Here is a 14,482-nt window from a genome sequence, read left to right as displayed (position 1 = left end):
TTCCGGGGCTTTTTCATTTGGACGGAGAATTTCCCTGGATTATTTCGTCACGCACAAAAAATACTTCAGCGTTTTGTGGAAAAATCCTCGACCGGCGGCGCGCGCAAAGAAACGCATATACATTCCGCAGGCTGCCACATGGCCTGTATGGTCTCTGGATGACACCCTTCGATTCCATCGCGTAAGCCGCACAGGTGGCTAAAAAATGGAATGCAAAAAAAACACAAACGCCCGCAATTGCGGGCGTTTGTGTTTTTGCGGCGAAGGAAGAATTCAAATTTTTTGCCTAGACGTCATTGATGGGAGGAAAAGAGCGTTTTTTGGACTTAACTTCTCCCCTTGGTCACCCACAGTTTCTTTTTTTTCAGTGACTTCCACAGTCATTCTCCGGAAGCCGTTTCCCCTGCTTTTGTCGGCGCAATCTCTATGTGATGTTTGTTCGTTCCTGGATTAATGCAGCCGCGTATTTGGTGCCTTAGCGACCGACCGTTCAAAAAAAAGACGTTGACTTCCAAGTGTTTCTTTTAATAATATGCGGTATCGCCTAGTAAAACAGCATATTGCAAGGTGATACAGAACGGGATGGGTTGATTAGCAGTTTTTAAATTTAATCAGGGAAATCGAGATGAAAAAAACCATTGCAACGCTTTGCGTGCTGGGTGCCGGCGCCACTTCGGCGCATGCGCAAAGCACGGTCACTGTCTACGGCATCATTGATGCTTCTGTTGCGTACACCAACACTGCTGCCGCAGTTTCGGCATCCAATCCAAGAGGAACCGGTAACTTGATGCAAGTCACCTCCGGAACAATTCAGCAGTCGCGTTTCGGCTTCAAGGGGCAGGAGGATCTGGGCGGTGGGCTGTCAGCGCAATTCGTTTTGGAAGGTGGTTTTAGTGGCGATACCGGAGCATCTGGAAACTCACAGCTCGGTTCCACAAGCGGTACTCTCTTTGGGCGTGCAAGTTATGTCGGTTTGAGCAGCAAGAGCTTTGGTACATTACAGATCGGTCGTCGCAAGGATTTTACGGATCAGATAGCGACTTATTATTCCAGTGTGGTTGATTTCGGGACACTGATTAACGGCGTGCATGACAATAATATGGATCGTGTCGGCGGCAATCGCGCCAACAACATGGTCAGCTATTACACGCCGCAAATCGCAGGTATCACTGCCAATGTTGCCTATGCATTCGGCGAGACCGCTGGTTCTGCCTCCACCGGTAACGCGTACGGTTTTGGCGCCAACTACAATAACGGCCCCTTCGGTGTGGGCTTCGCCTACTGGGCTGCCAAGACGGGTTCGGCCGCCAATACCGAATCGGATCAAAGTCTGAATGCACTGTGTGCTGCCGGAACCTTCGGTGCGCCCGGTACGACCTGCCTGAAAACTTTCAATGTGGGCTCCAGCTATACGACTGGGCCATTCCGTTTCTTCGGCATGTTCTCCCGTACCAAGCAACCCAACGCCGTCGCCGCAACAACCGCAGCGCCTAATTTCACCACCGGCGCTTTCACGTCCGCCGCCAATACCGGAACCTTCTCGGCTTCTGGCACCAACAACGACCGCACCAACGTCATCGACTTGGGCGTGAACTACAACATCACGCCGGCGCTCAAGCTGACCACCAGTGTCTTGCAGTCACGTTCATCGTTCATCGGCAGCGCGGTCAGCGGCAAAGTCACCCAATTGAACCTGGGCGCAGACTATTTCTTCTCCAAGCGTACCGACGTGTACCTCAATACATCCTTCCAGCGCACGTCCAACATGTATAGCCCCGGCATTACCGTTGCGCCGGGCGCCGATAAGTCGCAGTTCATCGTGATGACAGGGATACGTACGACGTTCTGAAGCAGTTCGTTTGACATCTGAATTGAGGGAAGGGGAATCCGGTGTACACCGGGTTCTCCTTTGACCTGAGGGGGTAGGGGAATATGCGCAAGATCAACAACATGAAGATCGGTAACCGGCTGCGCTGGGGATTTGCGATCATCCTGGTCATTTCGGGATTGATGACGGCATTGGCAGTTTGGAATCTGCAGATGGTAGCCAACCGTATGTCGGCCATGATGGAGCGCCCGCTGAGCAAGGAACGCTTGTCCAGCGATTGGTTTCGCTACATTGAAACGGGCATTACCCGCACCACCGCTATTGCCAAGAGCAGCGATACTACTTTGGCGGCATTCCTGATGGCCGGACCGATGAAGCCGTCGGCCGAAGTGCAGGAAAAAATCAAGACGCTGCTGGATACGGAAGAAGAACATGCCTTGTTCAAGAACATCGGCGTGCAGCGCGACCACTACCTGGAAACGCGCGACCGCCTGAGCCAGCTCAAGTCTGCTGGGCAGATGGAGGCGGCTGCGGCCGTGCTGGAAAAAGAATACTTACCGGCGTCGCGTCAGTTTGCGCAGTCGGTGCAACAATTGCTGGACATGCAGCGCAACCAGATTGACGCAATCAAATTAAGCATCGAAGAAACTGCGCAACAAAGCCGCCGTCTGCTGATCTTGCTGGAATGTGTGGCCATTGCCCTCGGTTTGCTGTGTGCGCAAATGCTGACGCGTTCCATCGTGCTGCCATTGCAATCAGCAGTAGCGATCGCGCGTCGTGTCGCCGGCGGTGACCTGAGCGCTGATATTATCCCCGGCCGCAAAGACGAGACTGGTCAGTTGCTGGAAGCCTTGTCCTTCATGAACACCAGCCTGCGCGACGTAGTCGGCAAAGTGCGCAGCAGCATCAGTAACATCGCCATCGCCTCAGGTGAAATCGCCACCGGCAACATGGACTTGTCCAGTCGTACCGAGCAGCAGGCTGCATCGCTGGAAGAAACCGCCTCGGCGATGGAAGAGCTGACCTCGACCGTGCGCCTGAATGCAGACAATGCGGACGAAGCCAAGGACACCGCTACTGCTGCTGCGGCGATCGCCGATAAGGGCGGCTTGATGGTGGCGCGCGTGGTCGACACGATGAATGAAATCAGTGAGTCGTCAAGGCAGATTGCCAACATCATTGGCGTCATCGACGGCATCGCTTTTCAAACCAATATCCTGGCGCTCAACGCGGCGGTAGAGGCGGCGCGGGCCGGCGAGCAGGGCCGCGGTTTTGCGGTGGTGGCTTCCGAGGTGCGCAGTCTTGCGCAACGCTCGGCAAATGCAGCCAAGGAAATCAAGGAGTTGATCGGCGTGTCGGTCAGCCGGGTGGAGGCGGGTACCCAATTGGTCGACGATGCCGGCGCCACCATGCACGAGATCGTGGTTAATGTCGGACGCGTGGCGCAGATCATTGCGGACATCAGCGTTTCCAGCAAGGAGCAGGCGTCAGGTATCGAACAGGTCGGCCACGCGATTGCGCTGATGGACGGTGTGACGCAAAAGAACGCCGCACTGGTGGAGGAGGCTGCAGCGGCAGCCGCCGCCATGAAAGAGGAGGCGCGCTCGCTGGCGCATACCGTCGAGGTGTTCAAGCTGGACGGTATGGCCGTGCCGGCAACGTCGATTGCGGCACTGCCGCTGCCTTTACTGGGCCGTATGCGAACTTTGTGAGAGGGCGGGGCTCAGCTCTTGGGTATATAGCCGAGTTCCAGCGAAAAACGCTGGGCTCCCTTGCCCAGTATTTCCAGGCATTCTTGCAGGCGCGGCTCGGTCATGCGGCTGACTGGCGCCGTCATTGACAGCGCGGCCACGACCTTGCCGGCAGCGTCCCGGATGGGTAGCGCCAACGCCACGGTGTCGGCGGATTTTTCTCCATACGAGACGCTGTAGCCGACTTCAAGGATTTTCTTGATGGCTTGCTTGAGCTGGGTGCGGCTGACGATGGTGCTGGGCGTATAACGCTTGCGCTCTTCGTTGAGGACGGCTTCCTGCACCTCTTCAGGCGCGTAGGCCAGCAGCAGTTTGCTGGAGGCACCGACGTAAAGCGGCCGGCGCGCCGACATTTCACTGTGCACACGGATGGCGTGCGGGGAATCCCACCAGGCCACACACATGGTCTCCAGGCCTTCACGGATGGTGATCAGCACGCTTTCGCTGCAAGCCTCGCCGATGGCCGGCAGCAGTGCCTGGCCCAGTTGCGAAAGTTGTACCTGGTTTTGTGCGGCGACACCGAGGAACAATGCGCGATAACCCAGGCTGTAGGTGGCTAGCGGTTCCTTGCGCTTGATCAGGCCGCTTTCTTCGAGCGTGCCCAGCAAGCGAAATGCGCGGGCTTTGGTATTGCCTGAGCGTTTTGCCAGTTCGGTGACGCCCAGGCCCGGGTGGTCGGCAACCACGAACAGCAGCTCCATGGCTTTGCTCACCGCATCCACGGTGTAACTCATATGAGGTTCCTTATGTTTTGTTTGGCGCCGTCGGCGGTTTTTGGTGCGGCATTGCGGCTACCTGGACGGGTGATATTGTAATGCGCCGGGCTCTCGGGATCCGGCAGCGCAGGAAGCTTTGCTCCAGGTGCGGTTTTTCTTGCATTGGAACAAGGGTTTGTGTGGCGAAACATCCTAAACAATCAAAAATTATTCGTCAAGCAATATGCGGCGCGCCATCCGGCTGTTTGAGCCGGGAGACGCGGGATGCGCGGGGGCCGGTACTTTTTTTGCGGCAGTTGAAATGGTCCGGGCGACGCATAAAAACTCCTTGACGCTGTATCATTAGATAATATATCGTATCACTCAGCGATACATTAATGAAGAAAATAATGTGGAGGGTATGTGGGTAAACGGTTTCTCGGTCGGTGGAGCGGCGCAGGAATAGCAGGAGGGGTGCTGTCGCCATGTATCTCGGTCGCAATTGCGGCCGTCGTGCTTAATGCGACGATGATGGCGCATGCCGCCGACTTGCGAATCGGCTTCAAGGCGGAAGTGACCTCCGCCGATCCGCATGTGCTCAATGGACAAAACAGAAACGTCTGGGCTCATGTCTATGAATCCCTGATCAGCGAAGACGCCAAGCTGCGTCCCGTACCCAAACTGGCCTTGTCGTGGCGTGCTGTCAATCCAACGACTTGGGAATTCAAGTTGCGACCTGGCGTGCATTTTCATGATGGCGCGCTGATGAGCGCCGAGGACGTCAAATATTCCATTGATCGCGCGATGCACCTGACCGGCGCGCGCACCTTTCGCTCCTATCTGAAAGGCATTACCGGGGTCACCGTGACCGGACCGCTGACGGTACAGATCAGCACCAGTGAAACCAATCCGACGGTGCCGGATAATCTGGGTTTGATTGCCATCATTCCACGCTCTTTGGGGGCGAATGTAAGCGAAGAAAGTTTCGCCAGCGGCAAGTCGGCCATCGGCACCGGGCCCTATAAATTTGCGGCGTGGATCAACGGCCAGAAAGTGGTGCTGAATAAAAACGCCGATTACTGGGGCACCAAAGAGCCGTGGGACAGCGTCACTTTTCAATTCATCCCGCGTGAGCCGGCGCGCGCTTCGGCGCTGTTGTCGGGAGCGGTGGATATCATTGACGGCGCCACTGCCAATCTCAAGAGCGCGTTTCGCACCGCGCAGAATATTGAGCAAACCTCGGTGACGTCTTACATGCTTAATTACCTGTTGCTGGACCAGCGCCGCGACGTCACTCCTTTCGTCAGAGACAACAACGGCGCACCGATGAGCAGCAATCCCTTTAAGGTGCCGCAGGTAAGGCAAGCCATGATGCGTGCGATAAGCCGGTCCGGCCTGATCCGTTTTCTGATGAAAGCTGACGGTACGGCTTCCGAGCAATTGGTTCCCGTCGGTTTCTTCGGCTATGACGCCGGCTTGCATCTACCCGACTACGACGTGGCTGCGGCCAAGGCCTTGCTGGCCGAAGGCGGTTATCCGAAGGGCTTCCGGATGACCGTGCAATGTCCCAATAATCGTTACGTCAATGACGGTAAATTATGTGAAGCGATGGCGCAGCTGTTCAGTCGCATCGGCATCACGACCGAAGTGTCGGTCATGCCGTTCTCGGTGTTCCTGCCGCGTGCGGCCGGTGGGCCCAGCGGCGTTTCCGAGTTCAGCATTTTCATGTTGGGCACCGGCGCGGTGACGGGTGATTCCCTGACCATGCTGACGTCGATCATCCACACTCCTGATCGCAAGACCGGCATCGGCGCCAACAATTATGGCGGCTACAGCAACCCACAGGTTGACGCGCTGATCGACGCCGCGCTGGAAACCATGGATCCAATCAAACGGGAGGCTCTGCAGCAGCAGGCCGCCAGGATTGCCCTGGAGGACGGCGCGATCATTCCGCTGCTGAACCAGAACGCGACCTGGGCGTATCGCAACAATCTGTCTTTTGCGCCGCGCGCCGATGGCTTCACGATGGCTACGGACATTCGTCCGCGCTAGCGAGCGCAACGAGCGGACTCATTTTCAGAACTCAATATCAGAACTATCAACGGACAACATGCAATCTTTGAATCATCTTTCGCGTTCTCCCGCAGCGCCGGCGCCGGCAGGAGAAATGACCGTGCTGCGAGACATCATGGTTTTGATGCGCGACGGCGTGCAGCTCGCCACCGATGTCTACCTGCCTGCGGGCGCTGCAGCCACTGACACGTTTCCGGTCATTCTTGAACGCACGCCTTACGGCAAGAATCAACCCAGCCGCGCCGAGCGCAACGCCATCAATGAAACGCCGCTGGCGCGCGCCGAAGTCGCTGCTTATTTCGTCGCCCAGGGTTACGCGGTGGTCTACCAAGACTGTCGTGGCCGTTATCAGTCCGGAGGCAGTTTCGTCAAATACACGAGCGACAGCGACGACGGTTACGACACCTGTGCGTGGATTCTCACGCAGGCATGGTGCAACGGCCGCATCGGTACCAAGGGCCTGTCTTATGCTGCTCACACGCAAGCGGCGCTGGGTAGCCTGGGTGCTCCAGGCGTGGTGGCGATGTTTCTCGACTCGGGTGGATTTTCAAATGCATTCCAGGGTGGTATCCGGCAAGGCGGTGCGTTCGAGTTGAAACAGGCTACCTGGGCTTGGCGTCAAGCACTGGAAAGCCGCGAGCTGCAGGAAGACCCTGAACGCTTTGCAGCCCTGAGCAGCATCGACCTGGATGACTGGTTCACCCGTACCACCGAGTGGAAGCCAGGCAACTCGCCGCTGAGCAGTGTGCCGGAGTATGAAGCGTACATGTTCGAGCAATGGCGTCACGGGGAGTTTGATGATTACTGGATGCAACCGGGCTTGTACGCGGAAGGTTATTACCCGCAATTCTGCAATGCGGCGATGGTCCATATGTCGTCGTGGTTTGATCCCTATCCACGCACCGCGACCACCAACTATAGCGGTCTGATCAAGGCCGGTAAGGGGCCGGTGCGCTTGATCCTGGGGCCATGGACGCATGGCAACCGCTCCATCACTTATGCCGGCGACGTCGACTTCGGTACGGCTGCTACGCTGGATGGCCAACTGGCACGAGACTATCTGTCGCTGCGTCTGCAATGGTTTGATCGCTGGCTAAAGAATGATGCAACGGTGCCGGATCCTTTGCCGCCGGTCAGCTTGTTTGTCATGGGTGGCGGCTCCGGGAAGAAGAATGCTGCGGGCCGTCTCGACCACGGTGGGCGCTGGCGCAGCGAACAGCAATGGCCGCTACCCGATGCGCAGGCGCAAGTCTGGTATCTGCGGCGCGAAGGTGCCTTGTCGACTACCGCACCGGGCCCGGCGAGTAAAGAGAGCGATGCTTTTCTCGCTTACCGCTACGACCCACTCAATCCGGTACCCACCATCGGTGGCGCGGTGACTTCCGGTGAGCCCCTGATGTTTGGCGGTGCCTTTGATCAATGCGAAGGTCCGGGCGTATTCGGCGCGACCCTTCCGTACTACCCACTGGCCATGCGTGCTGACGTGCTGGTGTTTCAGACGCCGGTATTGACGCAGGATGTCGAAGTAACCGGTGACATCAGCGTCAAACTATGGATATCCTCGGATTGTCTGGATACCGATTTCACCTTCAAGCTGATTGATGTCTATCCACCCAGTGCCGATTATCCCAACGGCTACGCGATGAATCTGTCGCACGGCATTTTGCGGGCGCGCTATCGCAACTCATGGGAAGCGCCGGCTTTGATGATCCCCGGTGCAGTGTATGAAATCAATATTGACGGTTTTCCAACCAGCAATTTGTTTCAGAAAGGACATCGCATTCGCCTGGATATTTCCAGTAGCAACTTCCCGCATTTCGACTGCAATCCGAATACCGGCGAACCGGAAGGGGCGGCGACGCATACGCGCGTGGCCACAAATCGCATCTATCTGGACGCGACGCGGCCTTCGCAGATCGTGTTGCCGGTAATCCCGGCGCGCAAGCCGACGGCTTGATGCAGCGCCGTCTCTGCATGGGACTTGATAAAGGAATGGAACCTGATGTTTGAAATGCTCATAAAACGCAGTCTGCAAAGTGTGCTGGTGATTTTCATCATGTCCTTGCTGGCTTTTGTCGGCATCAACCTGGTCGGCAATCCCATTTATCTGCTGGTGGCGCCCAACGCCTCGCCAGCCGAAATTGCCGAAGCCTCGCATGCACTGGGCCTGGACCTGCCGGTCTATGCGCAGTACTGGCGCTTCCTGGTCAACGCTCTGCACGGTGACCTCGGCAACTCCTTTGTGTTTAACCAGCCAGCCATTTCGCTGATCTTCGAGCGCATGCCGGCTACGCTGGAACTGGCCAGCGCTGCGCTGGTGCTGTCGTTCCTGATCGGTGTGCCGCTGGGCATGTGGGCGGGCCTGCGGCCAGGTAGCAAGGTGCATAAGCTGGCCATGGGTTTCTCCATTCTGGGGGTGACGATTCCGAGTTTCTGGCTGGGTCTGATTCTGATCCTGGTGTTCGCAGTTAATCTGGGCTGGTTTCCATCGGGTGGACGCGGACCGACTACCAGCCTCCTGGGCATTCAGGTCAGCTTTCTCAATCTGGACGGCTTGCGCTACCTGGTACTGCCGGCAGCTACGCTGGCGTTACACAATATTGCGCTGGTGATGCGCATGACCGAGGCCGGCACACGTGAAGTGGCCTTGCAGGAATACGTCAAGTTTGCCCGTGCCAAGGGTGTCGGTGCGGTGCGGCTTATGCTGCGCCACGTCGCGCCTAACGTGATGATTCCCATCGTGACGGTAATGGGGCTGGAGTTCGGACAATTGATCGCTTTTTCGCTGATCACCGAAACCATTTTTGCCTGGCCGGGCATGGGCAAGCTGATCGTCGACTCGGTGCTGCAGCTGGATCGACCGGTGGTGGTGGCTTATCTGATGGTCGTGCTGGTGATTTTTGTATTGATCAATTTTGTGGTCGACATCCTCTATCTCATCCTCGATCCGCGCCTGCGCGCCAAATCCACGTGAGTGGCGGGTTGAACACGGCAGCAGGCAAGTCCAACGGCGCAGGTCATTTTTGACGAAACAGGCAATCCATCCTATGAGCTCTCCTTCTCTTCCGGCACTGGCGTCCGAGACGCCCACGCAGATTTTCCTGCGGCGCTTTCTGCAAAATCGTATTGCCACCGCCGCGGCACTCGTGTTGTTGTTACTCACTATCGTGGCGCTGGCGGCACCAGTGCTGTCGCCGCAGAATCCCTATGATCTGGCCAGGGTCTCCTTCATGGAGGCCGAGCAGGCACCCGGCGGCGTATCAGCCGATCACCAGCTGCACTTCTGGTTGGGTACCGATGGCGCCGGCCGCGATGTGCTGAGCGCCATCATGTACGGCCTGCGCATCAGTCTCGGCATTGGCATTACCAGTGCGCTGACGGCATTGTTTTTTGGCACCTGTGTCGGTTTGCTGGCGGCCTATCTGGGCGGCAAGGTGGATGCGGTATTGATGCGTATCGTCGACGTTCAACTGAGCTTTCCCTCTGTGCTGGTGGCGCTGATCCTGTTGGCGGCGCTGGGGCAGGGCGTCGACAAAACGCTGATGGCGCTGGTGCTGGTGCAATGGGCAGTGTTCGCACGCAACGTGCGGGGCGCCGCTATGGTGGAGCGCGGCAAGGACTACGTCGAAGCGGCGCTGGGCCAAGGCTTGCCGGCCTGGCGTGTGATGTTCAAACACGTGCTGCCCAACTGCATGGCGCCGCTGATTGTGACTACCACCAACCAGATGGCGGCGGCGATCACACTTGAGGCGACCATGAGTTTTCTCGGCATCGGCTTGCCGCAGACCCGGCCCTCGCTGGGCTTGCTGATTTCCAATGGCTTTGACTACATGCTGTCGAATCAATACTGGATCAGTGTTTTTCCGGGTGTGGCGCTGGTGGTACTGGTGGTTGCCATCAGTTTGGTCGGCGATCAATTGCGCGTCGTTCTCAACCCCAAGCTCGACGCATAGAAGGACATTTCATGGCACTGCTGGAAGTTAACAATCTGGTTACCGAGTTTCATGGCCGCGCAGGCGTGGCTCGCGCGCTGGACCATGTCTCCTTCACACTGGAAGCGGGCAAGGTGCTGGGCATCGTGGGTGAATCCGGTTCGGGGAAATCGGTGACGGCGTTTTCGCTGATGAATCTGGTGGATGCGCCGGGACGTATCGCCGGTGGCGAAATTCGCTTCAAAGGCGAAGATCTGCAACGCGCCACGGCGCGGCGCTGGAGCAAGTTGCGCGGCGACCGTATCGCGATGGTATTTCAGGATCCGATGATGTCGCTCAATCCGGTGATGAAGATTGGCGATCAATTGCGCGAGACGGTGTCCATCCATCAGCGGCTACGAGGGAAGATGCTGGACGACAAAGTGTGTGAAGCCTTGCGCCGGGTCGGCATCCCGGCACCGGAAGAACGCATGCGTGCTTATCCGCACGAACTCTCGGGCGGTATGCGTCAGCGTGTCGCCATTGCCAACGCCATGATCAACGATCCGGACCTGATCATCGCCGATGAACCAACCACGGCGCTGGACGTCACGATCCAGGCGCAGATCTTGTTCGAGATGAAAAACCTGGCACGCGACAGCGGTACGGCGCTGATCTGGATTTCTCATGACATCAGCGTGGTCAAGGATCTGGCCGATGAAATCTGCGTCATGTACGCGGGCCGCATCATCGAGCGTGGTCCGGTGGATGAAATTATCGCGCAGCCGCTGCATCCCTACACCAAGGGGCTGATCGATTCATTGCCGCAAGCGAGCAGCCGCGGCCAGCGGCTGTATTCGATACCGGGCTCGGCACCGCCGTTGTTGTCCTTGCCGCCAGGATGCGCGTTTGCGCCGCGCTGTTCACGTCGCAATGCCACCTGTGACACGATTCCCCCTGTGGTGGCGGTTGGCACGCGCGAGCATCGCTGTTTTTATCCTCTAGGCACACTATGAATCCCATACTTGAAACCAGGAACCTGAGCAAAAGTTTTGGGCTCAAGCAAAGCACCGTGCGACGCGCAGCTCGTTCGCTCGGCTTGTCAAATCAGCCCGAGAAGAAAGTCTACGCCGTCAACGACTTGTCGCTGACGATCAACAAGGGTGAAGTACTTGGTCTGGTGGGCGAATCCGGTTGCGGCAAATCGACAGCCGGTCGCATGATCGCCGGGCTGTTGCCGCCCACCAGCGGAGAGATCGCCTTCGAGGGCAAGCCGGTCGATTCGTCGCAGCCGTCGCGTCACCTCGAAACGCAGATGGTGTTCCAGAATCCCTACGCATCGCTCAACCCGCGCTTGCGCGTGGATCAGTTGATCAGCGAAGCCGCGCTATATCACAAGCTGGTGGAAAAACGCGACGTGCCATCCTTCGTCGCTGCTTTGCTCAAGCAGGTTGGCTTGGACGCTAGCTATGCGTCTCGCTACCCGCATCAATTTTCCGGTGGACAGCGCCAACGTATTGCCATTGCACGCGCGCTTTCGCTGAATCCCAAATTTGTGGTGTGCGACGAAGCGGTTTCTGCTCTGGATGTATCAGTACAGGCGCAGGTATTGAATCTGTTCATGGATTTGCGTGAATCGAAAGAATTGACGTATCTCTTTATCAGTCATAACCTGGCGGTGGTCGAATATATTGCCGATCGGGTCGCCATTATGTATCTCGGTCGGGTAGTCGAGTTGGCTGATACGCAGGCAATTTTTACGTCGCCAAATCATCCCTATACACAAGCTCTGATTGCGGATGCGCCACGCCTTCAAGTAAAAATGGTAGAGCATCGTCCGGTGCAAGGAGAATTGCCTAGTCCGCTCAACCCTCCGTCAGGCTGTACTTTTCATCCGCGCTGTCCCCGGGCTATGCCGCGCTGTGCCTCCGAGCGTCCGATGCTAAGGAAGGTTGCAGAAGGGCATTTTTCGGCTTGTCATCTGAACGACTTGAGCTGATGGCTGCTGTGCTTGTTTATTCGGATTGTGGTCATGCGCAAAATCGTGTTCTAAGCGAAGGTCAACTTTCGGTGCAAACTGCGCAGCGAATGGAGTGCGCCCTGGGGAAGCGAATTTGGAAGTGGTCAATACGGTTCTGAAATTGGCGGATTCCGCAGTTAATCCGCAGTACGCCGAACTCTAAAAACAAAAAAAAGCGCCTAAACAGGCGCTTAGCTATTCACTTCAATGAATCTGTACCCTTGTATGGAGACGGAGGGATTCGCCTACGTTCCGCAGGCCGCTGAATCGCTTGCAAGCGATTCCCTTCGAATCTCTCACGTAAGCCGCGCAGGCGGCTTGCTCATCTCCGGATACAGGTTTGCTGGGCAAACAAAACGGGAAGCACAAATAAAAACACCCGCCTAAGCGGGTGTTTGTATTCTGGCGGAGACGGAGGGATTCGAACCCTCGATACAGGTTTAAGCCCATATGCTTCCTTAGCAGGGAAGTGCCTTCGACCACTCGGCCACGTCTCCACGCTGTAGGCTGATACTGCTTGCCTCAGCAAAGAAGTCCCGAATAATATCTTTTCATCCGGATTTGGTCAATGAAACTCTGCAATTTTGGATGGATTATTTTTCATCCCGCAGAATTTCAAGGACCGGTTGCTTGTTGCTTATTTATTGCTCACTTGCTGCTTATTTGCCATTTTCCAGATCAAAGGCCTTGTGCAGCGCGCGGACGGCCAGTTCCATGTATTTTTCGTCGATCAGGACCGAGATCTTGATTTCGGACGTGGAAATCATCTGGATGTTGACGCCTTCTTCGGACAGCGTGCGGAACATCTGCGAAGCGATACCAACGTGGCTGCGCATGCCGACACCGACCACGGAGACTTTCGATACCTTGGTGTCGCCGACGATGCTGGCGGCACCGATGTGGGCCTTCACGCTGGCGTTCAGGACTTCGACGGCTTTGGCGTATTCGGCGCGCGGCACGGTGAAGGTGAAGTCGGTTTTGCCTTCGACGGACTGATTCTGGATGATCATGTCCACTTCGATGTTGGCGTCGGCGATCGGGCCGAGGATCTGGTAGGCGATGCCTGGACGATCTGGCACGCCGAGTACGGTGATCTTGGCCTCATCGCGGCTGAATGCGATGCCGGTAATGGTTGCTTGTTCCATCTTGGTGTCTTCCTCAAACGAAATCAGTGTGCCGGATTTGGTCTCTTCTTCCAGCGACATTAGTGGGTCGGTCAGCGACGACAATACGCGCGTCGGCATCTTGTAGTTGCCGGCAAATTCAACCGAGCGGATCTGCAAGACCTTGGAGCCGAGGGATGCCATTTCCAGCATTTCTTCAAACGTCACGGTATTCAGACGACGCGCTTCGCTGACGACGCGCGGGTCGGTGGTGTACACGCCGTCGACGTCGGTGTAAATCAGGCATTCTGCTGCCTTGATTGCCGCAGCGACAGCAACAGCCGATGTATCGGAACCGCCACGGCCGAGCGTGGTGATGTTGCCGTCGGCGTCAACACCCTGGAAGCCGGTAATGATGACGATCTTGCCAGCGTTCAGGTCTTTGCGCACCTTGGCGTCGTCGATCGAGCGAATACGGGCTTTGGTGAAAGCCGAATCGGTCTTGATCGGTACTTGCCAGCCGGCGTAGGAAACGGCTTCTTTGCCGATTGCTTGCAGCGCCATTGCCAACAGGGCAACAGAAACCTGCTCGCCGGTGGAGGCCAGCATGTCCAGTTCGCGGGAGTCGGGCTGGGCCATAATTTCCTTGGCCAGACCCAGCAAGCGGTTGGTTTCACCAGACATCGCGGAAGGAACAACAACGATCTGGTGGCCTGCGTCGTGCCACTTGGCAACGCGCTTGGCGACGTTCTTGATGCGCTCTGTCGAGCCCATCGAAGTGCCGCCGTATTTGTGAACGTATAAAGCCATAGGAAAGGTAGGTCTGAATTGCGTGACTGAGTACTGCTATTGGCGCTGCTATTTGTTGCCGGAATTGCCAAAATCTGCACAAAAGGCCGGAGGAAACAAACCCTCGACTTTACAGGCAGACACCCAAAATAACAAGCAAAAGGCACTGAAAATGGGCGTTTTGGGGCGATTACGGGGCAGTTTTACAGAATTTGATGCAGAAGGGAAATGCGCAGGAGGATGTTGGACACGCCATCCACCATGGTGCTGCCGTGTGGCAGTCCGACCAAGGTAGACGGTGGTTGCGGGCGG

The 14,482-nt window shown here is 56.8% G+C and carries 10 protein-coding genes and 1 tRNA gene; 8 read left to right on the top strand and 3 right to left on the bottom strand.

Going from position 1 to position 14,482, the window contains the following annotated elements; genetic code table 11:
- Positions 1–625 precede the first annotated feature (625 nt).
- Both PQR63_RS18665 and PQR63_RS18660 read left to right on the top strand, forming a co-directional pair.
- Positions 626–1,849, top strand: a complete 1,224-nt coding sequence (locus tag PQR63_RS18665) for a porin (protein ID WP_408169455.1) — start codon at positions 626–628, stop codon at positions 1,847–1,849.
- A gap of 83 nt (positions 1,850–1,932) precedes the next feature.
- Positions 1,933–3,540 carry a methyl-accepting chemotaxis protein gene (locus tag PQR63_RS18660; RefSeq protein ID WP_408169454.1) on the top strand — a complete coding sequence of 536 codons (1,608 nt, stop codon included), beginning with the start codon at positions 1,933–1,935 and terminating at the stop codon, positions 3,538–3,540.
- Positions 3,541–3,551: 11 nt separating this feature from the next.
- Here the strand turns inward: PQR63_RS18660 and PQR63_RS18655 are convergent, their stop codons facing one another.
- Entirely contained in the window at positions 3,552–4,313 is a 762-nt protein-coding gene (locus PQR63_RS18655) for an IclR family transcriptional regulator (protein WP_094563517.1), read from the bottom strand.
- A gap of 435 nt (positions 4,314–4,748) precedes the next feature.
- On the opposite strand from PQR63_RS18655, the gene PQR63_RS18650 reads away from it, so the two are divergent.
- From PQR63_RS18650 to PQR63_RS18625, 6 genes are all read left to right on the top strand, one after another.
- Positions 4,749–6,326: an ABC transporter substrate-binding protein gene (locus tag PQR63_RS18650; protein ID WP_408169453.1), complete on the top strand. Its 1,578-nt coding sequence runs from the start codon at positions 4,749–4,751 to the stop codon at positions 6,324–6,326.
- A gap of 58 nt (positions 6,327–6,384) precedes the next feature.
- Positions 6,385–8,304 (top strand): CocE/NonD family hydrolase, encoded by a 1,920-nt coding sequence (locus tag PQR63_RS18645; RefSeq protein WP_408169452.1) that lies wholly within the window; start codon positions 6,385–6,387, stop codon positions 8,302–8,304.
- Between the two features lie 45 nt (positions 8,305–8,349).
- Complete coding sequence (locus PQR63_RS18640) at positions 8,350–9,321, top strand: ABC transporter permease (RefSeq protein ID WP_408169451.1); 972 nt, start codon at positions 8,350–8,352, stop codon at positions 9,319–9,321.
- 73 nt (positions 9,322–9,394) lie between these two features.
- Positions 9,395–10,300: an ABC transporter permease gene (locus PQR63_RS18635; protein WP_408169450.1), complete on the top strand. Its 906-nt coding sequence runs from the start codon at positions 9,395–9,397 to the stop codon at positions 10,298–10,300.
- 11 nt (positions 10,301–10,311) lie between these two features.
- Positions 10,312–11,274, top strand: coding sequence for an ABC transporter ATP-binding protein (locus PQR63_RS18630; protein WP_408169449.1), 963 nt, complete (start codon positions 10,312–10,314; stop codon positions 11,272–11,274).
- Positions 11,271–12,257, top strand: coding sequence for an ABC transporter ATP-binding protein (locus PQR63_RS18625; protein WP_408169448.1), 987 nt, complete (start codon positions 11,271–11,273; stop codon positions 12,255–12,257). Before PQR63_RS18630 ends, PQR63_RS18625 begins: the two co-directional genes overlap by 4 nt.
- A gap of 424 nt (positions 12,258–12,681) precedes the next feature.
- On the opposite strand, the gene PQR63_RS18620 is transcribed toward PQR63_RS18625, so the two are convergent.
- A tRNA-Ser gene (locus PQR63_RS18620) sits at positions 12,682–12,775 on the bottom strand.
- Between the two features lie 162 nt (positions 12,776–12,937).
- Positions 12,938–14,191, bottom strand: coding sequence for an aspartate kinase (locus PQR63_RS18615; RefSeq protein WP_050477119.1), 1,254 nt, complete (start codon positions 14,189–14,191; stop codon positions 12,938–12,940).
- Positions 14,192–14,482: the final 291 nt, after the last annotated feature.

It is taken from the genome of Herbaspirillum rhizosphaerae, assembly GCF_046025915.1.
In the GTDB taxonomy this organism is placed as follows: Bacteria; Pseudomonadota; Gammaproteobacteria; order Burkholderiales; family Burkholderiaceae_D; genus Herbaspirillum; species Herbaspirillum rhizosphaerae_A.
This window is presented reverse-complemented; position numbering and strand designations above follow the sequence as displayed.

What these genes read in the sequence shown, in the direction of transcription:
- PQR63_RS18665 (WP_408169455.1), top strand. Translation starts at nt 626, where the DNA reads ATGAAAAAAACCATTGCAACGCTTTGCGTGCTGGGTGCCGGCGCCACT.
- PQR63_RS18655 (WP_094563517.1), bottom strand. Translation starts at nt 4,313, where the DNA reads ATGAGTTACACCGTGGATGCGGTGAGCAAAGCCATGGAGCTGCTGTTC.
- PQR63_RS18625 (WP_408169448.1), top strand. Translation starts at nt 11,271, where the DNA reads ATGAATCCCATACTTGAAACCAGGAACCTGAGCAAAAGTTTTGGGCTC.
- PQR63_RS18645 (WP_408169452.1), top strand. Translation starts at nt 6,385, where the DNA reads ATGCAATCTTTGAATCATCTTTCGCGTTCTCCCGCAGCGCCGGCGCCG.
- PQR63_RS18660 (WP_408169454.1), top strand. Translation starts at nt 1,933, where the DNA reads ATGCGCAAGATCAACAACATGAAGATCGGTAACCGGCTGCGCTGGGGA.
- PQR63_RS18640 (WP_408169451.1), top strand. Translation starts at nt 8,350, where the DNA reads ATGTTTGAAATGCTCATAAAACGCAGTCTGCAAAGTGTGCTGGTGATT.
- PQR63_RS18615 (WP_050477119.1), bottom strand. Translation starts at nt 14,191, where the DNA reads ATGGCTTTATACGTTCACAAATACGGCGGCACTTCGATGGGCTCGACA.
- PQR63_RS18635 (WP_408169450.1), top strand. Translation starts at nt 9,395, where the DNA reads ATGAGCTCTCCTTCTCTTCCGGCACTGGCGTCCGAGACGCCCACGCAG.
- PQR63_RS18630 (WP_408169449.1), top strand. Translation starts at nt 10,312, where the DNA reads ATGGCACTGCTGGAAGTTAACAATCTGGTTACCGAGTTTCATGGCCGC.